Source organism: Sphingomonas pollutisoli, assembly GCF_029167165.1.
GTDB classification, from domain to species: Bacteria; Pseudomonadota; Alphaproteobacteria; order Sphingomonadales; family Sphingomonadaceae; genus Sphingomonas; species Sphingomonas pollutisoli.
This window is the reverse complement of sequence record NZ_JARFNJ010000004.1, coordinates 129419-152003: the sequence shown is the minus strand read 5'-3', so window position 1 is coordinate 152003 and position 22585 is coordinate 129419. Positions and strand designations below refer to the sequence as shown.

20 protein-coding genes and 1 tRNA gene are annotated in these 22585 nt (G+C 64.4%); 7 read left to right on the top strand and 14 right to left on the bottom strand.

Annotation, left to right across the window (positions count from 1 at the left end; translation table 11 throughout):
* Nucleotides 1-3: 3 nt before the first annotated feature.
* Together PX554_RS09980 and PX554_RS09975 are read right to left on the bottom strand one after the other, a co-directional pair.
* Nucleotides 4-1104: a glycoside hydrolase family 43 protein gene (locus PX554_RS09980; protein ID WP_275501237.1), complete on the bottom strand. Its 1101-nt coding sequence runs from the start codon at nt 1102-1104 to the stop codon at nt 4-6.
* 127 nt (nt 1105-1231) lie between these two features.
* Nucleotides 1232-1771 carry an alpha/beta hydrolase gene (locus PX554_RS09975; RefSeq protein ID WP_093219386.1) on the bottom strand — a complete coding sequence of 180 codons (540 nt, stop codon included), beginning with the start codon at nt 1769-1771 and terminating at the stop codon, nt 1232-1234.
* Nucleotides 1772-2055: 284 nt separating this feature from the next.
* On the opposite strand from PX554_RS09975, the gene PX554_RS09970 reads away from it, so the two are divergent.
* Both PX554_RS09970 and PX554_RS09965 read left to right on the top strand, forming a co-directional pair.
* Entirely contained in the window at nt 2056-2871 is an 816-nt protein-coding gene (locus tag PX554_RS09970; protein ID WP_275501232.1) for a ferredoxin--NADP reductase, read from the top strand.
* A 113-nt stretch (nt 2872-2984) separates the two neighbouring features.
* The gene (locus tag PX554_RS09965; protein WP_275501230.1) at nt 2985-4451 is read left to right on the top strand and encodes a DUF4403 family protein; all 1467 of its coding nucleotides are present in this window, start codon (nt 2985-2987) and stop codon (nt 4449-4451) included.
* A gap of 20 nt (nt 4452-4471) precedes the next feature.
* On the opposite strand, the gene PX554_RS09960 is transcribed toward PX554_RS09965, so the two are convergent.
* On the bottom strand, nt 4472-5239 hold the full coding sequence (locus PX554_RS09960) for an N-formylglutamate amidohydrolase (RefSeq protein ID WP_275501228.1): 768 nt from the start codon (nt 5237-5239) through the stop codon (nt 4472-4474).
* A 251-nt stretch (nt 5240-5490) separates the two neighbouring features.
* Here PX554_RS09960 and PX554_RS09955 point away from each other — a divergent pair, with 251 nt between their 5' ends.
* Together PX554_RS09955 and PX554_RS09950 are read left to right on the top strand one after the other, a co-directional pair.
* Nucleotides 5491-5700, top strand: coding sequence for a hypothetical protein (locus tag PX554_RS09955; protein WP_275501226.1), 210 nt, complete (start codon nt 5491-5493; stop codon nt 5698-5700).
* Nucleotides 5701-5711: 11 nt separating this feature from the next.
* The gene (locus tag PX554_RS09950) at nt 5712-7013 is read left to right on the top strand and encodes a glycoside hydrolase family 130 protein (RefSeq protein ID WP_275501225.1); all 1302 of its coding nucleotides are present in this window, start codon (nt 5712-5714) and stop codon (nt 7011-7013) included.
* A gap of 435 nt (nt 7014-7448) precedes the next feature.
* On the opposite strand, the gene PX554_RS09945 is transcribed toward PX554_RS09950, so the two are convergent.
* The 3 genes from PX554_RS09945 to PX554_RS09935 form a co-directional block, all read right to left on the bottom strand.
* The gene (locus PX554_RS09945; RefSeq protein WP_093219369.1) at nt 7449-7727 is read right to left on the bottom strand and encodes an integration host factor subunit beta; all 279 of its coding nucleotides are present in this window, start codon (nt 7725-7727) and stop codon (nt 7449-7451) included.
* 192 nt (nt 7728-7919) lie between these two features.
* Nucleotides 7920-9638 carry a 30S ribosomal protein S1 gene (rpsA, locus tag PX554_RS09940; RefSeq protein WP_275501222.1) on the bottom strand — a complete coding sequence of 573 codons (1719 nt, stop codon included), beginning with the start codon at nt 9636-9638 and terminating at the stop codon, nt 7920-7922.
* Between the two features lie 251 nt (nt 9639-9889).
* Nucleotides 9890-10246 (bottom strand): VOC family protein, encoded by a 357-nt coding sequence (locus PX554_RS09935; protein WP_275501221.1) that lies wholly within the window; start codon nt 10244-10246, stop codon nt 9890-9892.
* Nucleotides 10247-10351: 105 nt separating this feature from the next.
* Between PX554_RS09935 and PX554_RS09930 the strand changes: the two genes are divergently transcribed.
* Nucleotides 10352-10534 carry a hypothetical protein gene (locus tag PX554_RS09930; RefSeq protein ID WP_275501220.1) on the top strand — a complete coding sequence of 61 codons (183 nt, stop codon included), beginning with the start codon at nt 10352-10354 and terminating at the stop codon, nt 10532-10534.
* Nucleotides 10535-10556: 22 nt separating this feature from the next.
* On the opposite strand, the gene cmk is transcribed toward PX554_RS09930, so the two are convergent.
* Together cmk and aroA are read right to left on the bottom strand one after the other, a co-directional pair.
* Nucleotides 10557-11201, bottom strand: a complete 645-nt coding sequence (cmk, locus tag PX554_RS09925) for a (d)CMP kinase (RefSeq protein WP_275501219.1) — start codon at nt 11199-11201, stop codon at nt 10557-10559.
* Nucleotides 11198-12544 (bottom strand): 3-phosphoshikimate 1-carboxyvinyltransferase, encoded by a 1347-nt coding sequence (aroA, locus tag PX554_RS09920; RefSeq protein ID WP_275501218.1) that lies wholly within the window; start codon nt 12542-12544, stop codon nt 11198-11200. Before aroA ends, cmk begins: the two co-directional genes overlap by 4 nt.
* A 105-nt stretch (nt 12545-12649) precedes the next feature.
* On the opposite strand from aroA, the gene PX554_RS09915 reads away from it, so the two are divergent.
* Together PX554_RS09915 and PX554_RS09910 are read left to right on the top strand one after the other, a co-directional pair.
* A complete protein-coding gene (locus tag PX554_RS09915) occupies nt 12650-12967 on the top strand; it encodes a TIGR02300 family protein (RefSeq protein ID WP_069205552.1) in 318 nt (105 codons plus the stop codon).
* A 100-nt stretch (nt 12968-13067) separates the two neighbouring features.
* Nucleotides 13068-13143 (top strand) — tRNA-Ala (locus PX554_RS09910).
* Between the two features lie 268 nt (nt 13144-13411).
* On the opposite strand, the gene PX554_RS09905 is transcribed toward PX554_RS09910, so the two are convergent.
* The 6 genes from PX554_RS09905 to PX554_RS09880 all read right to left on the bottom strand — a co-directional run bounded on the left by PX554_RS09905 (nt 13412) and on the right by PX554_RS09880 (nt 22517).
* The gene (locus PX554_RS09905; RefSeq protein ID WP_275501216.1) at nt 13412-14806 is read right to left on the bottom strand and encodes a carboxylesterase/lipase family protein; all 1395 of its coding nucleotides are present in this window, start codon (nt 14804-14806) and stop codon (nt 13412-13414) included.
* Between the two features lie 48 nt (nt 14807-14854).
* Complete coding sequence (locus PX554_RS09900) at nt 14855-16021, bottom strand: alpha/beta hydrolase-fold protein (protein ID WP_275501214.1); 1167 nt, start codon at nt 16019-16021, stop codon at nt 14855-14857.
* Between the two features lie 219 nt (nt 16022-16240).
* Nucleotides 16241-17710: an NAD-dependent succinate-semialdehyde dehydrogenase gene (locus PX554_RS09895; protein ID WP_275501212.1), complete on the bottom strand. Its 1470-nt coding sequence runs from the start codon at nt 17708-17710 to the stop codon at nt 16241-16243.
* 366 nt (nt 17711-18076) lie between these two features.
* A complete protein-coding gene (locus PX554_RS09890) occupies nt 18077-19516 on the bottom strand; it encodes a GH1 family beta-glucosidase (RefSeq protein WP_093219348.1) in 1440 nt (479 codons plus the stop codon).
* Nucleotides 19517-19550: 34 nt separating this feature from the next.
* A complete protein-coding gene (locus tag PX554_RS09885; protein WP_275501954.1) occupies nt 19551-21842 on the bottom strand; it encodes a glycoside hydrolase family 31 protein in 2292 nt (763 codons plus the stop codon).
* A 303-nt stretch (nt 21843-22145) separates the two neighbouring features.
* The gene (locus PX554_RS09880) at nt 22146-22517 is read right to left on the bottom strand and encodes a copper resistance protein CopC (RefSeq protein ID WP_275501208.1); all 372 of its coding nucleotides are present in this window, start codon (nt 22515-22517) and stop codon (nt 22146-22148) included.
* Nucleotides 22518-22585: the final 68 nt, after the last annotated feature.

Here is a 22585-nt window from a genome sequence, read left to right as displayed (position 1 = left end):
GTGTTACTTCACGAACGGATTGATGGGCTTGATCGAGCCGTCTTGGTTGAAGAACAACTCGGTGACCTTGACGTTGCGCAGGTGGTTCTTGTTGCTGAGCTGCGTATCCGCATAGAACAGCCACCATTTGCCGCCGTGCTCGATGATCGAATGATGCGTCGTCCAGCCTTGCACCGGCAGGAGGAAATGCCCGCGGAACGTGAACGGACCATATGGATTGGTCCCGGTCGCGTAGCTCAGGAAGTGCGTGTCGCCCGTCGAATAGGTGTAATAATAGGTGGAGCCGCGCTTGAACATCCAAGAGCCTTCAAAGAAGCGCTTGTCGTGCTCGCCGCCCTTCACCGGCTGGCCGTCCTCGCCGAGGATCACCGCGTCGCGAGGTTTTTCGGCGAAGGTTTTCATGTCGGCGTTCATACGCACGACCTTGCCCGACAGCGCGGGCTGATCGTCCTGTATCAGATCGGTGTCGCTGCCATTGGGATCATACGTGCCCTTGGCCCAGCGCTGAAGCTGCCCCCCCCAGATGCCGCCGAAATACATGTAGGTCTTGCCGTCTGTGTCGGTGAACACCGCCGGGTCCATCGAAAAGCTGCCCGGGATCGGCTTGGGCTCGGCCTTGAACGGGCCCATTGGGTTCTTCGACGTGGCGACGCCGATCTTGAACGCCCCGAGACCGTTTTTGTCTTTCGACTTATCACGCGCCGGGAAATACAGGTAATAGGTGCCGTTCTTATAGGCGGCGTCGGGCGCCCACATCTGTTTGGAGGCCCACGGAACGTCCTTCACATCAAGGGCGACCGGGCCGACCGTGACCGGCCCGCCGATCCGATCCATCCGCAGCACGCGATAATCGTGCATGGCATATTCGTTGCCGAGGTCGTCGTCAGGCGTGTCGGTCGGCACGTCATGCGATGGATAAACGTAGATCTTGCCGTTGAAAACATGCGCAGAAGGGTCGGCGGTGTAGATCGAGGTCACCAGCGGTTGCGACAGGAAGCGCGAGGCATCAGCCCCCTTGCTATCCTCATGAGCTTGCGCGGCGAGCGCACTCGCGCTGAGCAGCGCCGCGATTGTGATCGATGTGCGAAGTAGCATGCCGTTCATCACCCTCTTAGCCTTCTGGAGAGGCTCGATTGATACGATAGCGCTACCATATCGGGGAAGATCGGGTGTGGCAATTGCGTGCCGCAGAGCTTTTTTCCAGCGCAGTTATCGCATGGCGCCGGGCCGCCTAGCGCCAGAGACGGCTGCCCGGCAGATGAGGTTCGACCCTCACAGGGGGCGAGAGATCGGGCGCAGCGAAATCGGCTATGTCGATGAAATGGCTGCCCCAGCTATCGATGAGCGTGAGCAGATGCGCGACGAGCGGCGCGGTACGATGCTCGACCACCAGCGATGGAAATGGCAGCGGCAGGGTTGGGCTGGGTTGCAGCGCCTGCGCGAGCGGCGCCTGGGCGGGCATGAACGACAGCGGCGAGAACAGGCAGGCGCCCGCGATGTTGCCGAGATAGGATTTCGGCGAGAGCTGTGCCCAGCGGACCACGGCAAGGCAGGCGAGACCGCGCGCGACCACCACATGCGGCTCGCCCGCCGCGCGCGCTGCCTCATCGAGTTGCATCGCCCAGAAACCGCGATGGTGCTTGTGCCTCATGTCGAGCGCGAGGGTGCGGACGTCTTTGCGGTTAGCCGCCGGCCACTCCGGTGCACGATCGCCCGCCACCGTCACGGTGAGAAGCGGATGGGTGCCGAAAAAGTCGCTCTCCAACGTCATGACCGGACTCCTCGAGGGATCTCGCCGTTCGGGTCGGGTGGGCCGCGACTCCGGTTATGACGCCATGATATTCCTATCGCCAGCATAGGCAATCGGTGTTGCGTCGAGTCGATGACGGAGCGCGTCAGCCCGCAGCGGATTCCCATATGATCGGCCGGCGCCCAAGCGCGCATCCTGATCGAACAAGCGCGGTATCGAGCGGATCATATTGTTGACCTTGTTCGATGGGTCTGTAGAGGCGACGGGCACGTCTCTACGGTTTGACTGAACGGAATCCTGTTACAATGAACGCGCCTGTCACCACCCCGCGGCTGATCCCTGACAACGCGGCCTTTCACTCGGTCGAGGTCAAGTGGGTCCGCCATTGGAACGAGCATCTGTTCAGCTTCGCGATCGAGCGGCCGGCGTCGTTCCGTTTCCGGTCGGGCGAGTTCGTGATGATCGGCCTCGACGACGGTGCCAAGCCGCTGATGCGCGCCTATTCGATCGCCAGCCCGGCGTATGCCGAGGAACTCGAGTTTCTTTCGATCAAGGTTCAGGACGGCCCGCTCACCTCGCGGCTGCAAAAGGTCCAGCCGGGCGATCAGGTCTATCTTGGCCGTAAGCCGGTGGGCACGTTGGTGTGTGATGCGCTGTTGCCGGGCAGCCGCTTGTTCCTGCTGTCGACCGGCACCGGACTCGCGCCGTTTCTCAGCTTGATCCGCGACCCCGACGTGTACGAACGCTTCTCGCAAGTTGTAGTCGTGCATAGCGTCCGTCGCGTGAGCGATCTCGCTTACCACGACGAAATGGCCGCGCAGCTTGCAGACGATCCGCTCGTCGCCGATGAGGCGGCGGCTCAGTTCCACTACATCCCGACCGTCACGCGTGAACCGTTCCGCAACGGCAAGAGGATCGACGGGCTGATCGAGGACGGTACCTTGTTCGAAGCGCCGCTGACCGGCCCCAAGAAGCTTGATCCAGCGACTGACCGGGTCATGTTGTGTGGTAGCAACGCGATGATCCACGATTTCGCGAAGATGCTCGAGGCCGAGGGCTTCAAGGAAGGCTCGAATGCGCATCCGGGTGATTTCGTGATCGAGCGGGCGTTCGTCGGATAGGCCGAGCGGTTCGGCTGTGGCGCGGCTGAGTTCGAGAGCTATCGCCCGCCGCAAGACGTTACCCGGTACCATTGCGTCGCGTCGAACGTTCGCCTGTCCGAGAGGATTGGTTTTTGGAATCTCGTTCGATCGTGGTGTTGGCGACCGCGTCGCTGCTGGTGAGCGCGTGCGGCCATAAGGTGCAGGTGCCCCCACCGCACAGGGTGGAGAGCGCGCCCGATTTTCCGATCGAAACGTCGTCGATCGTGGTGCCGATTTCGGGATCGCTCGACGACGTGCAACGCGCGCTGGAGGCCAAGACGCCGCGCCGGCTCTGGCGGATCGACAAGCGGCTCGACAAGTGCGTTGGCGCTCAACGGGTCGATCTCAGGATCGCCAGGGTCAAATTGTTGCCGGACCTCGGCTGCCGCGTGGTTGGCGCGGTCACACGCGGACGGCTGGTGTTGGGGGGAAGCGGCGACAGGCTGACGATCACCTTCCCCGTGCATGCGGCGATTGCGGCGGAGAAAGTCGGCGGGATCGTCTCGAAGACCGCGACCGGCGACGCTGTTGTGCGCGCTGTCGCGCGGCTGTCGATCACCGGCGACTGGAAGCCGACCGCGACGGTCAGGATCGCCTATGACTGGACGACCGCGCCGGGGATCGATTTCCTTGGCCAGCGTATCGAGTTCGCGACCAAGGCGGACGCGAGGCTGACGCCGGTGATCGCCAGCCTGGAGCAGAGCCTGCCGCGCGAACTCAACAAACTCGACCTGCATAGGAAGCTCGCATCGGCGTGGCCCAAAGGCTTCACGTCGATCATGCTCAACCGCGATAAACCCCCGGCTTGGATGCGGGTGACCCCCAAGCGGCTTGGCTTTGGCGGTTATCATGTCTCGGGCCGCAGGCTGACTCTCCTGCTCTCCGCCGATGCGCTGACCGAGACATTCGTCGGGGACCGGCCGAGCGACCCGGTGGCGACGCCGCTGCCGCCGCCCGTACCGACCACCGACAAGCGCGGCATCAATTTTTTCGTGCCGGTGCTGGCCGACTATGCGCAACTGGAGCCGGTGGTGAAACGGGCGCTGGTCAGGCGCGCGAAAAGGGGGATATCGCTACCGGGGATCGGCCCTGTCGAAGTCGAGTTTGGCGACGTGACGGTTTATGCGACGACCGGCGGGCACCTCGCGGTGGGTGTGAAGGCGAAGGCCCATGCGCGTACCGCTCCCCTGCTGTCGACCAAGGGACAGGTCTGGCTGACGGCGGTCCCGTACAACGTCAAAGGGTCGCAACTGGTGCGCGTTCGCGACGTAGGTATTGCCACCGACACCGACAGCGGGGTGACGAACCTCCTGATCGCATTGTTCAAGGACGGATCGATCCGCGATAGCATCGCGCGCGGTCTCAGCCATGATTTCGCGCCCGACTACGCCAAGGTGCTACGGGCGGCACGGAAAGCGATAGGTGCGCGGCGCGAGGGGGATTTTGTCTTGTCGGCGGATGTGACCAAGGTGGAGAACGGTACGTTGGCCGTCACGGGGAAGGGCCTGTTCATGCCGGTCCGCGCGACCGGGCAGGCAACGATCACCTATGCGCCATGATCCTCCGGGAGCGGAAAGAATCAGAGCGCAGCAGTCAGCACCGTTACCAGCAGGTCGGCCCACTCGTGAATTTGCGCCTCCGTCTTCAGCAAATCCTGGCGGATCTCGGTCTCCACGTAACGCCGTCCTGCGGCGAACGCGTGGTGGGGGATGGTGAAGTCGACGGTGTCCATCGCATACGGCTGGTTGTCGCCGACCACGAGATCCCCGCGTGCTTCCAACGCCAACAATACCCGACGCGCGTACGCCTCGTCGCCGCCGCCGTGGAGGACGCCGATCTGCCAGGGTCGCGCAAAGCCGCGCATTACGGGGGTGAAGCTATGCAGAGCGACCAGAACCGCATCCTCGCGCGCGGCGTCGCGACGTGCCAGTTCGGCCGCGATCGCGGCCTGATAGGGGGTATGGATAGCTGCCAGGCGGGCTGCGCGGCCTTCCGCATCGAGTGAGGCGTTAGCGGGTATCGGCGTTCCGTCACTCACCGCCGGCATGGCGTCCTCGGCGTCCGGGGCGCGATTGCAGTCGACCACCAAGCGCGAATAGCGTTGTGCGATGAAGGTCGCGTCGAGCATCGTGGCGAGCGTCTCGCCGAGCGTGGCAATACCGATGTCCCAGCCGATATGGCGGTCCAAGTCCGGCGAAGTCACGCCGAATGGCTCCAAGGCGCGGGGCACCAGATTGCCGGCGTGATCGCCGATCAGCAGGAAAGGTGAGCGACCGTTTGGATTGACGATGCGGACGGGGGACGGCTCGTCTATGCCCAGCAGCGCTCGGTCCAGCCGGTCACTCATGTGAGAAGGCTCGTTGTGTTCGCGGTGTCGGTCCATGTGACCAGCTATCGTGACGGACGGGCCGTGTCATCCAGCGAACGCCGTATCATGGCGGCGCGCGAGCCTCCATCAGCCAGTGCCGATCTCGCGTACATGACCCGACTTTCCAGTAAGTTTCCGGGACATGGCCCGAGGCGTGGACATTTCGGTCGAGGATCGCGTTACGACCCCGGTACAAACCTTTACGCATGACGCCGGAGCCTGGAACCGCAATGCTGAGCCGCGCCGGATACGACATCCGCTACGAGACATCGGCGGCTATCGGCATAGCTTCGATGCGCGCGACAACCGCCCGGCGGATTGGCCGCGTCCTGATGGCGCGCGGAGGCGATGTGACCAATACGGCACTGACCACGAGCCTTGGGCCGGCGCGGCTGGTCGGGGTCGACGTTCATACCGATGCGATTGGTACAATCGCCTGACGGAGACACTCATGGCTGATACTGAACCTTACCTGCGCAAGCTCGATATCGAACTGCGTCCCGACGCGAGCCGCACTGTGATCCGGCCATTCCTGCCGTCCGATCCCGCCGGCTTCGACCATCAACCCGAAGACCGCACGACCCGAATCGTCCGTCGCGTGCTCGCCTTCGACGGTGCGGCGGTGACCCGTCAGATCGAGCGGCTGTGGGAATCGATCGGACATGCCGATCATGGCGCCAAGGATACGCTGCGCGCACGCGGCGGGGATCTCGCGGGGCGCGTCGCCGGTGTCGATGTCGCGACCCTCGACGAAGATCGTCGATTGCTGATCGGTGCGTATTTCAGCGCGGAATATTCGTTCGAGTCGGCGGCTTTGTTCAATCCCAGCATCGTCGCATGGCCGATTGGTATGCAGCCGGCGGGCGACACGGGCTTCGTTCTGTCACTGCGCGGGATCGGGGAAGGGCATCTGTCCTCGGTGACGTTCCGGACCGGCGTGTGGCGGGCCGACGGCGATGTCGAGATCGCCGCACCCGCCGCGAGCGGCGTGCCGCCGATTACCACCCCGGTGCGGGGCTGGCAGGACGCCGACACGATCCAACTCGATTGCTCCGGCAGTTGCGAACCGTCCGAGACGGTGCTGTTCCCGGTCGTGGAAAGCCAAAGCCGCGGCATTGAGGATTTGCGGCTCACGCCCTTCGCGATACCGGACCGGCCCTTGACCTTTATCGGCACCTACACCGCGGTCGGCGCGGCGGGCGCGCGCCAGGAGCTTCTCCAGACCGACGATTTCCGCACCTTCAAGATGCATCCGGTGCGGGGCGACCTTGCCGATGCCAAAGGTATGGCGCTGTTCCCGCGTCAGATCGGTGGGCGCTACCTGGCGCTGGGGCGGCAGGACAATGAGAATTTGTGGCTGGCGTCGTCCGACGACCTGCTGACGTGGCGAGCGCAGGGCAAGCTTCTGGAGCCGTTGTACGCATGGGAGAGTGTTCAGATCGGCAATTGCGGCTCGCCCATCGAGATCGACGAAGGCTGGCTGGTGTTAACGCACGGCGTGGGCGTGGTGCGCAATTACTGCATGGGCGCGGTGTTGCTCGACCGCGACGATCCCGCGAAGGTGCTCGGGCGGCTGGCCGAGCCGCTGCTCGAGCCCAGCGATCATGAGCGCAACGGCTATGTCCCCAACGTGGTGTATAGCTGCGGCGCGCTGGTGCGTGGGCGCGAGATGCTGCTGCCATACGCCGTGGCGGACGATTTCACGCGCTTCGCAATCGTCTCCATCGACGGGATGCTTGCGGCGATGCGATAACGGCGCGGTGCAATCGGTCGCCGGTGACGCGAATGCGGGCCTCGGGGAGAAATGGTGCGGGCGGGGGGACTTGAACCCCCAAGGGCCTCGCGGCCCGACGGATTTTCGTACCGCTACGGCTTTCGCCGCCACTTGCCCAGAGCGCCGGACAAGCGTTTGTGGTCTGGACTATCCCTTCACCATGCCCCGCTCGATCAAGCGGGGCGCAGGTGCTGCCCGTCTAGTCTCTACACCTTCCCGTCGGAATGACGGGCTTGGCTCGGGATCGCCATTTTACAGGGTTCCCCGAATTTGAGCAGTTCTACTTCGCGGGTTTCCCCGTGAGCACTCAAGTTGTCTAAGTCCGGTGCGTCTACCGATTTCGCCACGCCCGCATCATCAGGGGGTGCATAAACGGCAAGTCTGGATCAGCCAAGCGCGATCTGCGCGGGCGACTCATACGTTGAGGCGAAGGCGCATTTCCTTGCCCGGTTTGAAATACGGAACCCGCTTCGCCGTGACATCGACCAATTCGCCGGTGCGGGGATTGCGGCCGGTCCGAGCGTCGCGCGCACGCGTTGAAAAGGCGCCGAAGCCACGCAGCTCGACGCGTCCGCCGCTTGCCAAACGCTTTGAGATTTCATCGAAAAACGTCGAGACGATCGCCTCGATATCGCGCGGCGCCAGATCGGGATTCTGCTCGGCCAGCAACTGGACCAGTTCCGATCGGATCATTGCGCTGTAAGCTCCCGATTAAAATACATCCACGATCATACCACAGTCTCCCATGAGAGATGCGTGATTTAAAACTAGACGTAGATCAATGTGCGAGAGGTGTAAACGTAAATAAGGCCGAAAGGGCCATTCCGGTGCAACCGGCAAAGCAAGGTGGGCCGCCGGCATCGCCGACGACCCACCACGTTCAGATCAGCGCTTCTCGTTGCGCGCCTTGAGCGCCTCGCCGAGGATGTCGCCAAGCGACGCGCCCGAGTCGGACGAACCGTACTGCGCCACGGCCTGCTTCTCTTCGGAGATCTGCATCGCCTTGACCGAGAAGGTCGGCTTCTTCGAACGATCAAAGCCGGTCACCATCGCGTCGAACTTCTGACCGACCTGGAACCGCTCCGGACGCTGCTCGTCGCGGTCACGGCCGAGATCGGTGCGCTTGATGAAGCCGGTCGCGCCATCGTCGCCGACCTGAACCTCGAGGCCCGCGTCGCGGACTTCGAGAACCGTGACGGTGACGACCGCGTTCTTGTTCAGCCCCGAACCCGAACCGCCGCCCGCTGCCGGTGCACCCGACGGCGCGCCACGCTCAAGCTGCTTCATGCCGAGCGAGATACGCTCCTTCTCGGCGTCGATGTCGAGAACGACGGCCTGGACGACCTCGCCCTTGCGGTGGAGGTTGAGCGCGTCTTCGCCCGACACGCCCCAGGCGATGTCCGACATGTGGACCATGCCATCGACGTCGTTGTCGAGGCCGATGAACAGGCCGAATTCGGTCGCGTTCTTGACTTCACCCTCGACGGTCGAGCCGATCGGATGCGCTTCGAGGAACGCCTCCCACGGATTGGCCTGTGCCTGCTTGAGGCCGAGCGAAATGCGGCGCTTGTCGGGATCGACCTCGAGCACGACGACATCGACTTCCTGCGAAGTCGAGACAATCTTGCCCGGATGCACGTTCTTCTTGGTCCACGACATTTCGGACACGTGGACGAGGCCCTCGATGCCCGCTTCCAGCTCGACGAACGCACCATATTCGGTGATGTTCGTGACGCGGCCGGTGAGCTTCGCGCCGACCGGATACTTGGCCGATGCACCATCCCACGGATCGCTCTCGAGCTGCTTCATGCCGAGCGAGATGCGCTGCGTGTCCTTGTTGATGCGGATGATCTGAACCTTGACGGTATCGCCAATGTTGAGAACCTCGCTCGGATGGCCGACGCGCTTGTAGCTGAGATCGGTGACGTGGAGCAGGCCGTCGATGCCGCCCAGGTCGACGAACGCACCGTAATCGGTGATGTTCTTGACGACGCCGTCGATGATCTGACCCTCGGCGAGGCTGAGGATCAGGCCCGAACGCTGCTCGGCGCGGGTCTCTTCGAGGATCGCGCGACGCGACACGACGATGTTGCCGCGCTTGCGGTCCATCTTGAGGATCTGGAAGGGCTGGGGGATGTCCATCAGCGGAGTGACATCGCGCACCGGACGGATATCGACCTGCGAGCCGGGCAGGAACGCGACGGCGCCGTTGAGATCGACCGTAAAGCCGCCCTTGACGCGGCCGAAGATGACGCCCTCGACGCGCGCGGTCTTGGCGAATTCGGTTTCGAGCGTGTCCCATGCGGCTTCGCGGCGCGCGCGGTCGCGCGACAGCATCGCTTCGCCGTGGACGTTCTCGACGCGATCGACATAGACTTCGACTTCGTCGCCAACCTTGAGATCGGCCTTCTGGCCGGGGGCGGCGAATTCGCGCAGCGGCACGCGGCCTTCGGACTTGAGGCCCACGTCGATCACGGCGAGATCATTCTCGATGCCGGTGACGGTGCCCTTGACGACGCGGCCTTCGAAGCTGTCGGCGCCGCCGAGCGTCTGTTCGAGAAGGGCTGCGAAATCGTCGCGCGTGGGGGATGCCATAGTGGCCATAAAGGAGTCGGTTCCTGGTCTTAACGTTTCCGGCCGGCCGGTTGTCTCCGGCGGTCTTCTAGCCGATACGCCGCGACAGCCTCATGCCGCCGCAGCATCCGCGCGGATGAGCGAAGCGAAGGAGTGCTCGACCAAGCCGAACAGGCGCAAGAAGATAAACCTCCGCGCCTTCCTCCACGAGCGCCTGCCCGCTGGACCGCCAATCTATAGCGCGCGGTCGCTCTCGACGCAAGGCGACGCCAGACCGGAACCTATTCCGCGGGCGGCTGCCAAAGCTCGATCGGATTGCCTTCGGGATCATGGATGCGGGCGAAGCGACCCGTCTCCGGGGTGTCCCACGCGGGGTCGAGTTCGATGGCGATATCCGCCCCGCGCAGCGTGGCCAGCAACGCGTCGAGATCATCGACGCGGAAGTTGAGCATCCACGGCTTTTCGCGCGGCCACATATCCGTGTTCGTGGCGAAGGGCATAAACAGCGTAGGCCCGGCGCTCTGCGGCCAAGGCTCATAGCCCTCACCGCCGACCCCGAGATGCGTGCGATACCAATGCCGCAACGCGTCGGGATCATCGGCGCGGAAGAAGATTCCGCCCACGCCGGTCACGCCCATCAAACCCTCCTCGACAGCCGCGCGCAGTGTATCGCCCCCGTGCAGAAAGCAAAGGGGGAACGGCGCTCAGGTGCGGCTCGTTGAGTCATGGCAAGGAGCAACCGCATGCCAGACGATACGCACACCGAAACGCAGCCGCGCCCCAACCTCTCGACCAAGCCGGGCGAGAAGAAGACCGCCGACAATGCCGCGACGGAAACCCAGCCTGCGCCGAACCTCTCAACCGAGCATCAGAAGGAAGGTGATGCGCGTAGCCCGAGCGACACGCTCGATCGGGGACAGAGTTAGCCGGCCTGGTGACCGCGCGTGGTCAGCCGCGCCGGTTTTCCGCTTTCAGCTTCACCTGCCGCTCTACCAACTCGATCGCGCGCTTCAGCGCCGCTTCGATCGACAGAAAGCTGGTGTCGAGCAATGCGGCATCGTTTGCCGCGAGGAGCGGTGCGCTGCTGCGCATCGAATCGCGCTGGTCGCGCGCGCGGATGTCGGCGAGCACCTTGTCCATGCTCACGTTCGAGCCGCGTTCGCGCAGTTCGGAATGGCGGCGGCGCGCGCGGATCGTCGGGGTCGCCTTGACGAACAATTTGGCGTCGGCCTCGGGTGCGATCACCGTGCCGATGTCGCGGCCGTCGAGCACCGCGCCGCCGGGCTGGTTGGCGAAACGGCGCTGGCGGTGGAACAAGGCCGCGCGCACCAGCGGATGCGCCGAGACGATCGACGCACGTTTGCCGGTATCATCGTCGCGCAATGCCGGATCGTCGAGCAAGGACTCGTCGAAGTCGGTCGCGGCGACAGCATCTGCCTCGATCGTGGGATCAAGGTCGAGCCGCGCGACGTTGGCCGCGACCGCCCGGTATAGCAGCCCGGTGTCGAGATACGGGAGACGATAATGGCTGGCGAGCGCGCGAGCGATCGTGCCTTTTCCCGAGGCGGCAGGGCCATCGACGGCGATGATCATGCCGCCACCCCCGCGTTGGCGCCGCGCAGTCTGTCCAGCGATTCGAAAAAGATCGGGTAGCTGGTCGCGATCGGTGCGGAATCATCGAGCGTGAGCGGGGTGCGTGTGTTGAGCCCGGCGACCGCCATGCTCATCGCGATCCGGTGATCGAGCTGGGTGGCGACGGTGCCGCCGCCGGCGATCGCTTCGCCGCCATTGCCCTGTACAGCCAAGCCGTCCTCATATTCGTGTGTTGCGACCCCGCACGCATTTAGCGCGGCCGCCATCGCCGCGATCCGGTCCGATTCCTTGACGCGCAGTTCGTGCGCGCCGCGTGCGACGGTGCGCCCCTCGGCGAAAGCAGCGGCGACGAACAGGATTGGATATTCGTCAATCATGCTCGGTGCGAGCTCGGCGGGCACTTCGATCGCTTTTAGCTGCGCGTGACGGACGCGCAGATCCGCGACCGGCTCGCCACCGACCTCGCGCGGGTTCACTTCGGTGATGTCGGCGCCCATCATCCTGAGCGCGGTGAAGATGCCGGCGCGGGCTGGGTTGAGGCCGACATTCTCGACCACCACGTCCGATCCGTGCACGATCGTCGCCGCGACGACCAGGAACGCCGCGGACGACGGATCGCCCGGCACGACGATCTGTTGCGGCTTCAATTCGGCCTCGCCGCTGATGGCGATGATGCGCCCTTGCGGCGTCTGCTCCACCTCCACGGTCGCGCCGAAGCCGCGCAGCATCCGCTCGCTATGATCGCGCGTCGCGATCGGCTCGATCACGCGGGTGGTGCCGGGGGTGTTGAGCCCCGCCAGCAGCACCGCCGACTTCACCTGCGCCGAGGCGACCGGCAGCGTGTAGTCGATCGGTACCGCTGGGTTGATGCCGCGCAGGATCAGCGGCAGCCGCCCGCCCGGATAGGCGGTGAAGCTCGCGCCCATCCGCGACAGCGGCTCGATCACGCGCCCCATTGGGCGCTTGGTCAGCGAGGCGTCGCCGGTGAAGGCGGCGGTGATCGCGTGGCTGGCGATCAGCCCCATCAGCAGTCGTGTCGAGGTGCCCGAGTTGCCCATCTCCAGCGCACCCTGCGGCTGGAGCAGTCCGCCGACGCCGACGCCGTGGATTCGCCAGATACCGTCCGCGCCGCGTTCTATCTCGGCGCCCATGGCGCGGAGCGCGGCGGCGGTAGCGAGCACGTCTTCGCCCTCGAGCAGCCCCTCGACCCGGCTTTCGCCGACCGCGAGCGCGGAGAACATCAGCGCGCGGTGGCTGATCGATTTGTCACCGGGCACGGCAACGCGACCGCGCAGCGGGCCGGAGGCGTGGATTTCGCGGGGGGTGGGATTGGCATGGGGCATCGGGCCCGGGCTTTTGACAGCGCCCTTGCGCTATGGCAAGGCGCGCGCCACTTTGACGGGGTTCACCCCCAGGGTTATCCGAAGTTTGAAAGGTCCAAACGGCATATGATTAAGCCGGAATGGGGCACGAAGCGATCGTGTCCGAAGTGCGCAACGCGTTTCTATGATCTCGGCAAGGACGATCCCGTTACCTGCATCGAATGCGGGTCGACGTGGGAGCCGGAGCCGATCCTGAAGTCGAAGCAGCCGCTGCCATTCGATTCGCCCAAGCCCGAGGCATTGAAGAAGGATGACGATCTCGCCGGTGACGACGAGGCGCTGGATATCGGCGAAGACGAAGAGCCGTCCCCCGACGACGAGGTCGACCTCGGCGGCGATGATGATCTCGGCGTGGAAGCTCCAACCGAAGACGAAGAACATTGATTTGAAAAAATGGCGGCAGGCGGCGATTTCGCCGCTTGCCAAGCCAGCGACGCCCGGCTAGTGGCGTCGCCTCCCGAGGGCCAAACGGCCCGAGAGAAATGGGGCCGTAGCTCAGCTGGGAGAGCGTTCGCATGGCATGCGAAAGGTCAGGGGTTCGATCCCCCTCGGCTCCACCATTTCTCAAACTTCCTGTTGGTTAGGTCGTACGGATCTGAAGCTAACGTACTGCGCGTGTTCGCCGGTGCGCAAACCAACAATCTCCACATCGCGAGAAGCGGATTCACGATTCGGAGCTTGGCCGGCGCGTGGCCGCTACGCCTTTGGCTCCAGCGGTTCGGTGACTGACCGCTCGCGCGTGTCTCCTTCAGTGGGCGACATCATCCGTCTGCGCAGCTAAAGGCATGCTTCCAACTTTGGCGCATGCCCCTGACCGGCTCTACCGCCTTAAGGAAGCGCATCTGGCGTTAGCCGCGCGACGCTATCGATATCGAAGGTAAGCATGGATGCTCGGCCGGTCGAATAGCGGGGCCAGGCTGCCAATGCATCTCCGTTGGGATCGCCGCGCTTCACGAAGTTGACCAGATAGTTGCTTATCGTCCGTGATGCGGCGCGATCGGTATCGGTGGTCTGGTCGCCATATTTTATGGATGCGGTGTCGAAAAAGAACGGAATATCCGTCGCATGTTTGGCACCTTGCCCGCTCGCAGTCTGGGCCGCGTTGGCGACGTAGGAGAACCGATAATAGTAGGTTGGTATTCCGTTGGAAGCGAATAGCGCGGCCATCTTGCGGGCACCGGTAATCATATAGCCGGCAGGGCCGCCGATATCGTCGCTAGTCGCCCCGAGCAGGACGGGCACCTTGCTGAACCGGCCGTTCTGGTAGGCAGCAATCGTATCCACCGCGATTCGACCGTCCGCGATCGGGCCGGTGAAGGTTCTGGGCTGACCAGGCGGCGTGGCCATGGTGGCGAGGTTCAAGCCATCGACTACCTGATCGGCGGGCAGCGCGCGAAGTTTCGCCAGGGCTCGCGGATCGTTTGCTTCGATACCTTTGGACTTGGCGAACGCGACCCCGATCCCCTCCGCTGTGGCGAGAGTGGTGCCGGGCTCCGCGCTCGGGCCGCCCGATTCGATCACGGCCCTGTGAAAAAGGCCGGTTGCAAGCGGAGATGTGATGAGGGCGTGAACCGACATTCCACCAGCGCTTTCGCCGATGATCGTCACATCGGCAGGATCGCCGCCGAAGGCCGCGATGTTGCGGCGGACCCACCGCAGCGCCGCCAACTGATCCATATACCCATAGTTGGCCAACAGGCCGTTGTCCGGATTGGCCGCGGTGAGTTGTGGATGAGCGAATGTGCCGAACCGACCAAGGCGATAGTTGAAGCTGACGACCATAATGCCGCGCTTCGCAAGTTCGGCGCCCGAATAGGTGGGCGGAGATGAGCCACCGTTCACGAAGCCGCCGCCGTAAATCCACACCATCACGGGCAGTTTGGCGCTGGCGTGCGCGGGTCTCCACACGTTCGCGTACAGGCAGTCCTCCGCCGGGGCGGTGCCCAGCGGAGCGGCGTCGCTCGGAAAGGGAAGTTGCATGCAATCATGGCCATATTGGCCTGCGTCGCGTTCCCCAGACCATTTGGCGGGAGGTTGGGGCGCCCGCCAGCGCAGCGCGCCCACGGGGGGAGCCGCGAACGGTATGCCCTTGAAGGATAGGACTCCATCGTCGCTCCGGCCGACGAGGGCACCCGTGTCGATCACGACACGAGGACGATCCGCCTGCGCGACGGCGGGTGCCGAAACGGAAAGAACCGAGGTTGCGAGGATGATGGTGCGCATGTCTTCTCCAGCGGGCCCCGATCAAGATGTTATACGTGTGGCGAGATGTCAGTTCCGGAAGAGCAGCGGTGCCATCTCGCGCAGGCTTCGGCGCCAGGTGAGGAATTCGTGCGCTATGCCGGGAGAGACGTAGAAGGCGCTGTTGATGCCGGCCGCCTTCAGCGCGGCCGCGTTCGCGCGCGGATCGGGACGGGGGCCGCCGCCGGGTGCGGCCGCGCGGCCCCCGTCCAGTTCACGGCTGCCGAAGCTGACGAAGACAAGCTTCACCTTGTCCTTGAAACCTGGCGTCGCGTTAACGTCGTCGATCCCGAAGGTGCCCCCGCTCAGCAGGCCGATATAGCCGAACGTGTCGAGGTTCTTCGGCGCGATCAGCTTGGTTTCGAAGCCTCCCATCGACAAGCCCGCCATCGCCCGGTGGCTGGCGTCGGCAGATGTCCGATAGCTGCGGTCGATGTAGGGGATGAGTTCGTCGAGCAGCACCGTCTGGAAGGGGCGGATATCGAAGCTGGCGAGACCGCCGGGGCTGCCGGGCTTGATGTCGTTCGTCATTCCATAGGTCATCACGATGATGAACGGCCGCGATTTCCCTTCGGCGATCAGATTGTCCATGATGAGATTGGCATGGCCCTGGTTCGCCCATGCGGTCTCGTCCTCACCCCAGCCGTGCTGAAGATAGAGTACCGGGTAGCGGGTCTGCGGGTTCTTTTCATAGCCGGGGGGCGTGTAGACGAAGGCGCGACGCTGCGTACCCGTACTCGGGGACGGAAACAGAACCTGCTCGACGTGCCCGTGCGGGACATCCTTGAGCGCATAGAAGTCCGCGTCGTGCGCGGGTATCTCGATCCCGCTCTCCCAGCGCGTGGAGCCATAAAAGTTGAGAGCGCCCGGATCGTTGAACGTGCCGCCGTCGATGGTCAGATGATAATAGTGAAATCCCTCGTCCAGCGGGCCTTCCGAAGTCCCGATCCATGTGCCGTCGCTGGCCTTGGTCAAGACCGTGCCGCCGCGCCCCCCTAGACCGAGGCTGACCTTTACCGCCTTCGCATCGGGTGCGATGATCCGAAACCGTGCATACCCCTGCGAATTCACCTGGGGGTATTGCTGCCCCGGCTGATTGAGCGACGATGGCTTGAAGTCCTCGGCTACGGGCGCGGCGGCGGTCTGCGCCAGTGCTGGACTTATAGCGGCACTGGCGATCAGCAGCGCGGCGGCCATGCGTTTCATTCCGAACCTCCCCAATACTTCGATGTCGTGATCGACTCTGCGGACGATCTCATTCCGCGTGGTTATTGCAACCGGAGCCTCGAACGGCAACGGCTAACTTGTCCGACATATCTTCTTTCGCGCGACATGGCGGTTGCTCGATTGACAGGCGGTACGCCGATCATCGCCATGCGCCGGGGACGGGCGCCTCCGCAGCAGACCGCAGGCGCATCATAGCCCACCGACGCAAAGGTATTTGACGTGCAGGAACTCGTCGATGCCGAAGCTCGACCCTTCGCGGCCGATGCCGCTGTCCTTCACGCCGCCGAACGGCGCCACTTCGCTGGTGATGATCCCTTCGTTGATCCCGACCATGCCAGCCTCCAACGCGCGCGCGACGCGGAAGGTGCGCGAAAGGTCGCGCGTATAGAAATAGGCCGCCAGACCGAATTCGGTGGCGTTGGCGGCGTCGATGCCGTCCTGTTCATGCGTGAAGCGGAACAACGCCGCCACCGGGCCGAACGTCTCCTCGCGTGCGACGAGCATGTCCTGGTTTGCGTCGCGGATCACCGTCGGCTCGTAGAAGGTGCCGCCGAGGGCGTGCGGGCTGCCGCCGGTAAGCACCACGCCGCCCTTCGCCACTGCGTCCTCGACATGCGCCGAGACCTTCTTCACGGCTGCATCGTTGATGAGCGGACCTTGCTGAACATCAGGGTCGAAGCCGTTTCCGACCTTGAGCGCCTTCACCCGCTCGGTAAGCCGCTCGGCGAACACTTCGTAGATGCCGTCCTGAACATAGAAGCGGTTGGTGCAAACGCAGGTCTGGCCGCTGTTGCGGTATTTCGAGGCGATCGCGCCCTCGACGGCTTTCTCCAGATCGGCGTCGTCGAAGACAAGGAAAGGGGCATTGCCGCCGAGTTCCATCGAGAGCTTCTTCATCGTCGCGCCCGATTGCTCGTAAAGAATCTTCCCGACGCGGGTCGAGCCGGTGAAGGTCAATTTGCGCACCAGCGGGCTGGCGGTCAGCGCGCCGCCGATCGCGCCGGCGTCGCCCGTCACGACATTGATGACACCGGCGGGGATGCCTGCCTTCTCAGCCAGGACCGCCCACAGCAGCCCGCAATAGGGGGTGAATTCGGACGGCTTGACGACAACGGTGCAACCCGCCGCCAAGGCTGGGGCGATTTTGCGAGAAAGCATCGAGAACGGGAAATTCCAGGGCGAAATCGCCGCGACCACCCCGACGGCCTCGCGCGTCGCCAGGATTTGCCGACCCCGCCAAGGCGAGGGGATGATCGTGCCATCGATGCGCCGAGCTTCTTCGGCGAACCACTGGACATATTGGCTCCCGAGCAGGATCTCGGCGCGCGCTTCTGCGAGGGGCTTTCCCTGCTCCAGCGTCAGCATCGACGCGAGCAGTTCGGCGTGGTCCCGGATGATCGCCGCCATCCGGTGGAGCGCGGCCGCCCGCTCGGCGGCCAGTGTCATCGACCAAGGCTTGAACGCCGCCTGCGCGGCGGCGATCGCCGCGTTCGTCTCCGCTGCGCCGGCCCAGGGGATGGTTCCGATCACGGTGCCCGTCGCCGGGTCGGTGACCTCTTCCGTTCGGCCGCTGTCGGCGCTCCGCCATTCGCCCCCGATCGCGTTCATCTCGCGCAGCCAGCCGTCCGCCTTGAGCTTGGTGAGGATGGTGTCGGTCATGGCTGTCTCCGTGGAACGCGGGAAGATACATTGCCGCCCAACTTAAGAGCCAATGGACTCCAAATCCAACCGGAGGATAGCGGGCGAACCGCTCGAAGGGGCCGCCGGAGCGCCGTGTCCTCGTCTGCAATACGGCTCGACCGGGAAACGCTGGCCGCCACAGGGGACCACTACCAGGCCGATCGGGCGTCGGCAGACGCTCGTCAATCAAAGACGTTGCCCTTAAACAGCGACGACGGAACACCGACGGCGGCTGAACCGGACGCCGTCGTTAGACACGGCGCCCGAGCGCGGCGCTCGCGGAGAGGGGGAGATCACGATGCGCGAGACGCGACATAATCGCTAGGGTTCGTGGCGCCCGAGTGTTCACACGAGCGCGTTGCGGCGGATGAGTTCCTTATACCAATGCGCGCTCAGCTTCGGGGTCCGCTTCTGCGTTTCGAAATCGACATAGTGGATGCCGAAGCGGTTGGTATAGCCGTCGGCCCATTCGAAATTGTCGAGCAGGCTCCACACGAAATAGCCCTTGAGCGGATAGCCTTCGGCGGTGGCGCGGCGGAAGTGCGTCAGGCAGTTGCGCAGATACATGACCCGGTCGGGATCGAGCACTTGCCCGTTGGGCGTCACCATGTCGTCCGCCGAGCAACCGTTTTCGGCGACGAAGATCGCCTTGGGCTTCCACAGCTCGCTGACGCTCCGCACCGACCAATAGCCGACCTCCGGGCTGACATAGAGCCAGGGTGAAGGCATGCGCGGCGAGTGGAGCGAGCGCGGCAACACCGAATAGCCGCTGGGCGTGTCGTCGGCCATGACGTAGAATGGGGTGTAGACGTTGATCGCGAGGAAATCGAGCGGACTGCCGATCGCGGCCATGTCGCCTGGCTGCACCACCGGCGCGCCGGCGCCGGCGTCGGCGAGGTAGGAGTCCATGTAGCGCCCCTCCATGATCGCGGTGAGGAACATCGCATTCTCCTGGCGCGTCGCGCGCAGCGCCGCGGCGATATGCTCGGGCGTTTCGACCACGGGCACGAAGAAGGTGGCGTTGTCGGCGACGCCCACCTGCGTTCCGGCGCGCGCGGCCGCGCGGATCGCGCCGACGCCGAGACCGTGCGCGAGGATCGCGTGATGCCGCACCTGATTGAGTTCGCGTGGCGGAAGCATCAGCCCCGGCGCGTGGATGCCGGATTTATGGCCGAGGTCTGAGAAGCTGCGCACCTCGTTGACCGTCATGAAATGGTGAACGCGGTCGGAGAGTTTGCCCGCCATGAAGCCGGCGTAATCGGCGAAGGCTTTGGCGGTGTCACGGTTCTGCCAGCCACCGGGGAGCGCCTGTGGCAGATCCCAGTGGAACATCGTCACATAGGGGGCGATGCCGGCGGCGAGCAGCGCGTCGATCACGCGGTTATAATGATCGACGCCTTTCTGGTTCGGCTGCCCCTTGCCCTCTGGGAAAATGCGCGACCAGGCGAGCGACATCCGGTAGGCGCGCACGCCGAGATCCTTCATCAGCGCGATGTCCTCGCCGTAGCGATGATAACTGTCGCTCGCGACGTCGCCCGTCGCGTTGTTTACGATCTTGCCGGGCGTGTGCGAGAAGACGTCCCAGTTGGTGAGCCCGCGCCCATCTTCCTTCACGGCACCTTCGACCTGATAGGCTGCGGTGGCGCAACCCCAAAGGAAATCCGGCGGAAAGGCGGATGCGTCGGTGCCATGTTGGGCCGGTTTCGGCGCGGCGGCTCCGCTCGATGCGGCCGTCAAGGCGGCTCCCGCCGCAAAGCTCCCCACGACGAATTCACGGCGATCCATCAAATCCTCTCCTTCATGGGTACGGCCTTGTGCGTTATTTGCGCGCGGTGGCGATCTCGACGAGACCGCCGAGCGCCTGCCCGGTCGGCAATGCACCCGATGCGGTCAGCCGTTGCTCCGCTTCGTCCCAGTGCAGCACGGCGCTTTTCCCTCCACGTGCCCGATATGCGTTGGAGACACCGTCATCGTCGTAGAGCGTGGCATTGGCATCGCGCCCCGGATAGACCCGAACCTTCTCCAGCATCTGGCGTGTCGCCGTGCTTGGCACCTGCGCGCCGATCGGGATGATCGACCCGCCGCGGACGAACACGGGGATGCGGTCGATCGGGGCGGGAGCGTCGATCCACTGGCCGCCCGTCAGCTTCGCGTTGGTCCACCAGTCGTACCAGTCACTGCCGCCGGGGAGATAGACCTTGCGGCTGGTCGCGCCTTGTTCGGTGACGGGGGCGACGAGCAGCGCCTGGCCCAGCATATATTCATCGCCGATTGTCGTCGCTTGGGCATCAGCGGGAAAGTCCATGAACAGCGCGCGCATGAACGGCGCCCCGCTCTCATACGTCTCGCGGCCCAGCGCGTAGAGGTACGGGATCAGCGAATAGCGCAGGCGTAGCCACTGTGCGAGGATCGGCTCGGCCGCCGTGCCATATTCCCAGATCGCGGTGCCGGGGCGCTGGCCATGGATGCGCAATGTCGGTGTGAGCGCGTTATACTCGAACCACCGTACGAACAGCTCCGGATAATCGCGATAGTCGGGCGACATCGCGGTCGCGCCGGCCGGATCGACCAGCACCGGGCGCGGCGCGGGCGGGCCGCTCGGGGTCTGCCAGCCGCCCGTGTCCGATCCCCAATAGGCGAGGCCGGAGGCGGTGAAGCCCAACCCGGTCGGCACCTGCCGCCGCAGCGCTTCCCACGTCGCTTGCACGTCCGACGACCAGAACAGGCACCCGTTTGCCTGCGTACCGGTATAGGCGGCGCGGCACAGGATCATGTTGCGGAAGTCCGGCCGATCCGCCGCCGACCCTTCCGCGACCGAGGATGTATGGAGCAGCGGGAACAGGTTGTGATAGCGGTCGCCAGACCCGATCGAATAAAAGGCGCCGTCGGGTACGAGATCGGGTTCGGTCTCATCAAGCCAGGTATAATCAAAGCCTTGGCTCAGGATGTTGTCGCGGATTCGCGCCCAGAACCACGCCCGCGCTTGCGGATTGGTCGAATCGAGCAGCGCGCCGGCGCGGTCGGCGCGCACCGCGAGGCCGTCGATGGCCTTGCCGTCCTTGTCGTGGAGCAGCCAGCCCTTCGCCGCGAGCATGTCGAAATATCGCGATTCCCGCTCGAAGCGGGGCCACACGCTGATGATCGAGTGCAGACCCATCGCATGAAGCTGCTCGTTCATGCTCTTGGGATCGGGGAAGTAGGTGCGATCGATGTCGAGCTGCCCCATCCGCGTCCAGTAGAACCAGTCGAGCACCATCGCATCGAGCGGATAGCCGCGCTTGCGATAGCCTTGCGCGATGCTCATCAGTTCGGCCTGGCTTTCATAGCGCGCCTTGGACTGGATCAGTCCGAACGCAGCCTTCGGGGGCAGCGGCGTGGCGCCGGTCAGCCGGCGATACCCGGCATACAACGCATCGGTGGTCGCGCCAGTGATGACGAAGAACGAGACGCGCTCGCCGACCTGGCTCTGGAAGCGGGTGGCGTTGTGGAGGCCGGGAGAGACGGTGGTCGCCGCCGGATTGTCCCACAGGATCGCGTACCCCTTGTTGGTGACGAGAAACGGGACGCAGACCTGTTCGCCCGCGGGCGCGTCATAATAATGGCGGCAGTCGATCGTCCGGCCGCGCAAATCGAGCACGCCCTCCTGATTCTGACCGAGGCCGTAATAGTGGGTGTCGGCGGTATCGGTGAAGCTCGCGCCGACGCGGAAGGTCTGCTCGCCGTTTACGGTTTGCGGCGCCATCTCCCAGCCGGTCATGCGGGTGATCGCGCGGCCATCCGCTCCAGCGATGGTGACCGAAACCGGGGGCAACGCCGGCGCGAAATAGCGCTCCATCTGCGTCGGTGCTTTGGGCCAGGGCTGCGCCGCGACCGTCACGGAGAGCGCCGCCGAGCGGAACACGTCGCCGCTGGCATCGGTCGTGTGCTTCCAGCCGGCGTCGTCGGTTTTCCCGGTGATGCCCGGCCCGGGGGCGGCGGTGGCGAGCGTCCGATCGACTGCGACCGTGATCCGCACAATGTTTGGCCCGTACCCTTCGACCGCGACGATGCTGCCGTTGCGATCGACCGCCGCAAGGGCGTCGGCGCGCGCATCAGGCGCATGGAGGAACATCGCGGCGGCGATCAGAACGGCAAATCGCGAAGGACGCATTATCCTTGCTGCGGCAGAAGCCCTCAATGCATCCCCCTCCTCATGCCTCTTGGAAAGCCGACGTACATCGCGCGGCCTTCTTTTTACGAACACTCGGTTTCCTATAAGGATTTGCTATCACCTGCCGACATGTCGCGCAATCGTGACTGCGACGTTCCGATCCCCAAGGGTTCGCGCGTCGATCGATTGTCACCGACGCCGCGTCCACGAGGAAGATAACGCGCCGGTGACGGACGACGTTTGAAGACGCTTGTCCTACGTGGGTTATTGAACCGTGAAAGCGAGATCTCCATCGACCCCGTGTGTATCGGCGGATGCGACGTGGTAGGTTAGCTTGTAGGTGCCCTTGGGCAATGGCTTGGAAGTGGTGGCGATGAGGGTCGTTCCGTCGGTGCTTACGCTGGTCGCCACCTTCATCTTCATGGGCGCCGCCATTCTCATGCCCGGCATATCCACCATCTCCAGCGTGGCGCCGACCGACTGCGCGGTCAGTTTGTCCGAGAAGGTGATTTCCACGCGGTTGGTCGGCGCCACCCTGGCATCGGCGGCTGGGTTGCTGGAAACGACGTCGGGGTGCGCGAAAGCGGGCGCGGCGATGAGCATTGCGGCGGCTGATGAGAGGATGAGGCGGCGCATGGGATTCTCCGTTGCTGGACCGGTGCCGGTCCGCGGAATACGCGCGGCCTCGCCGCATCCCTCGCCGC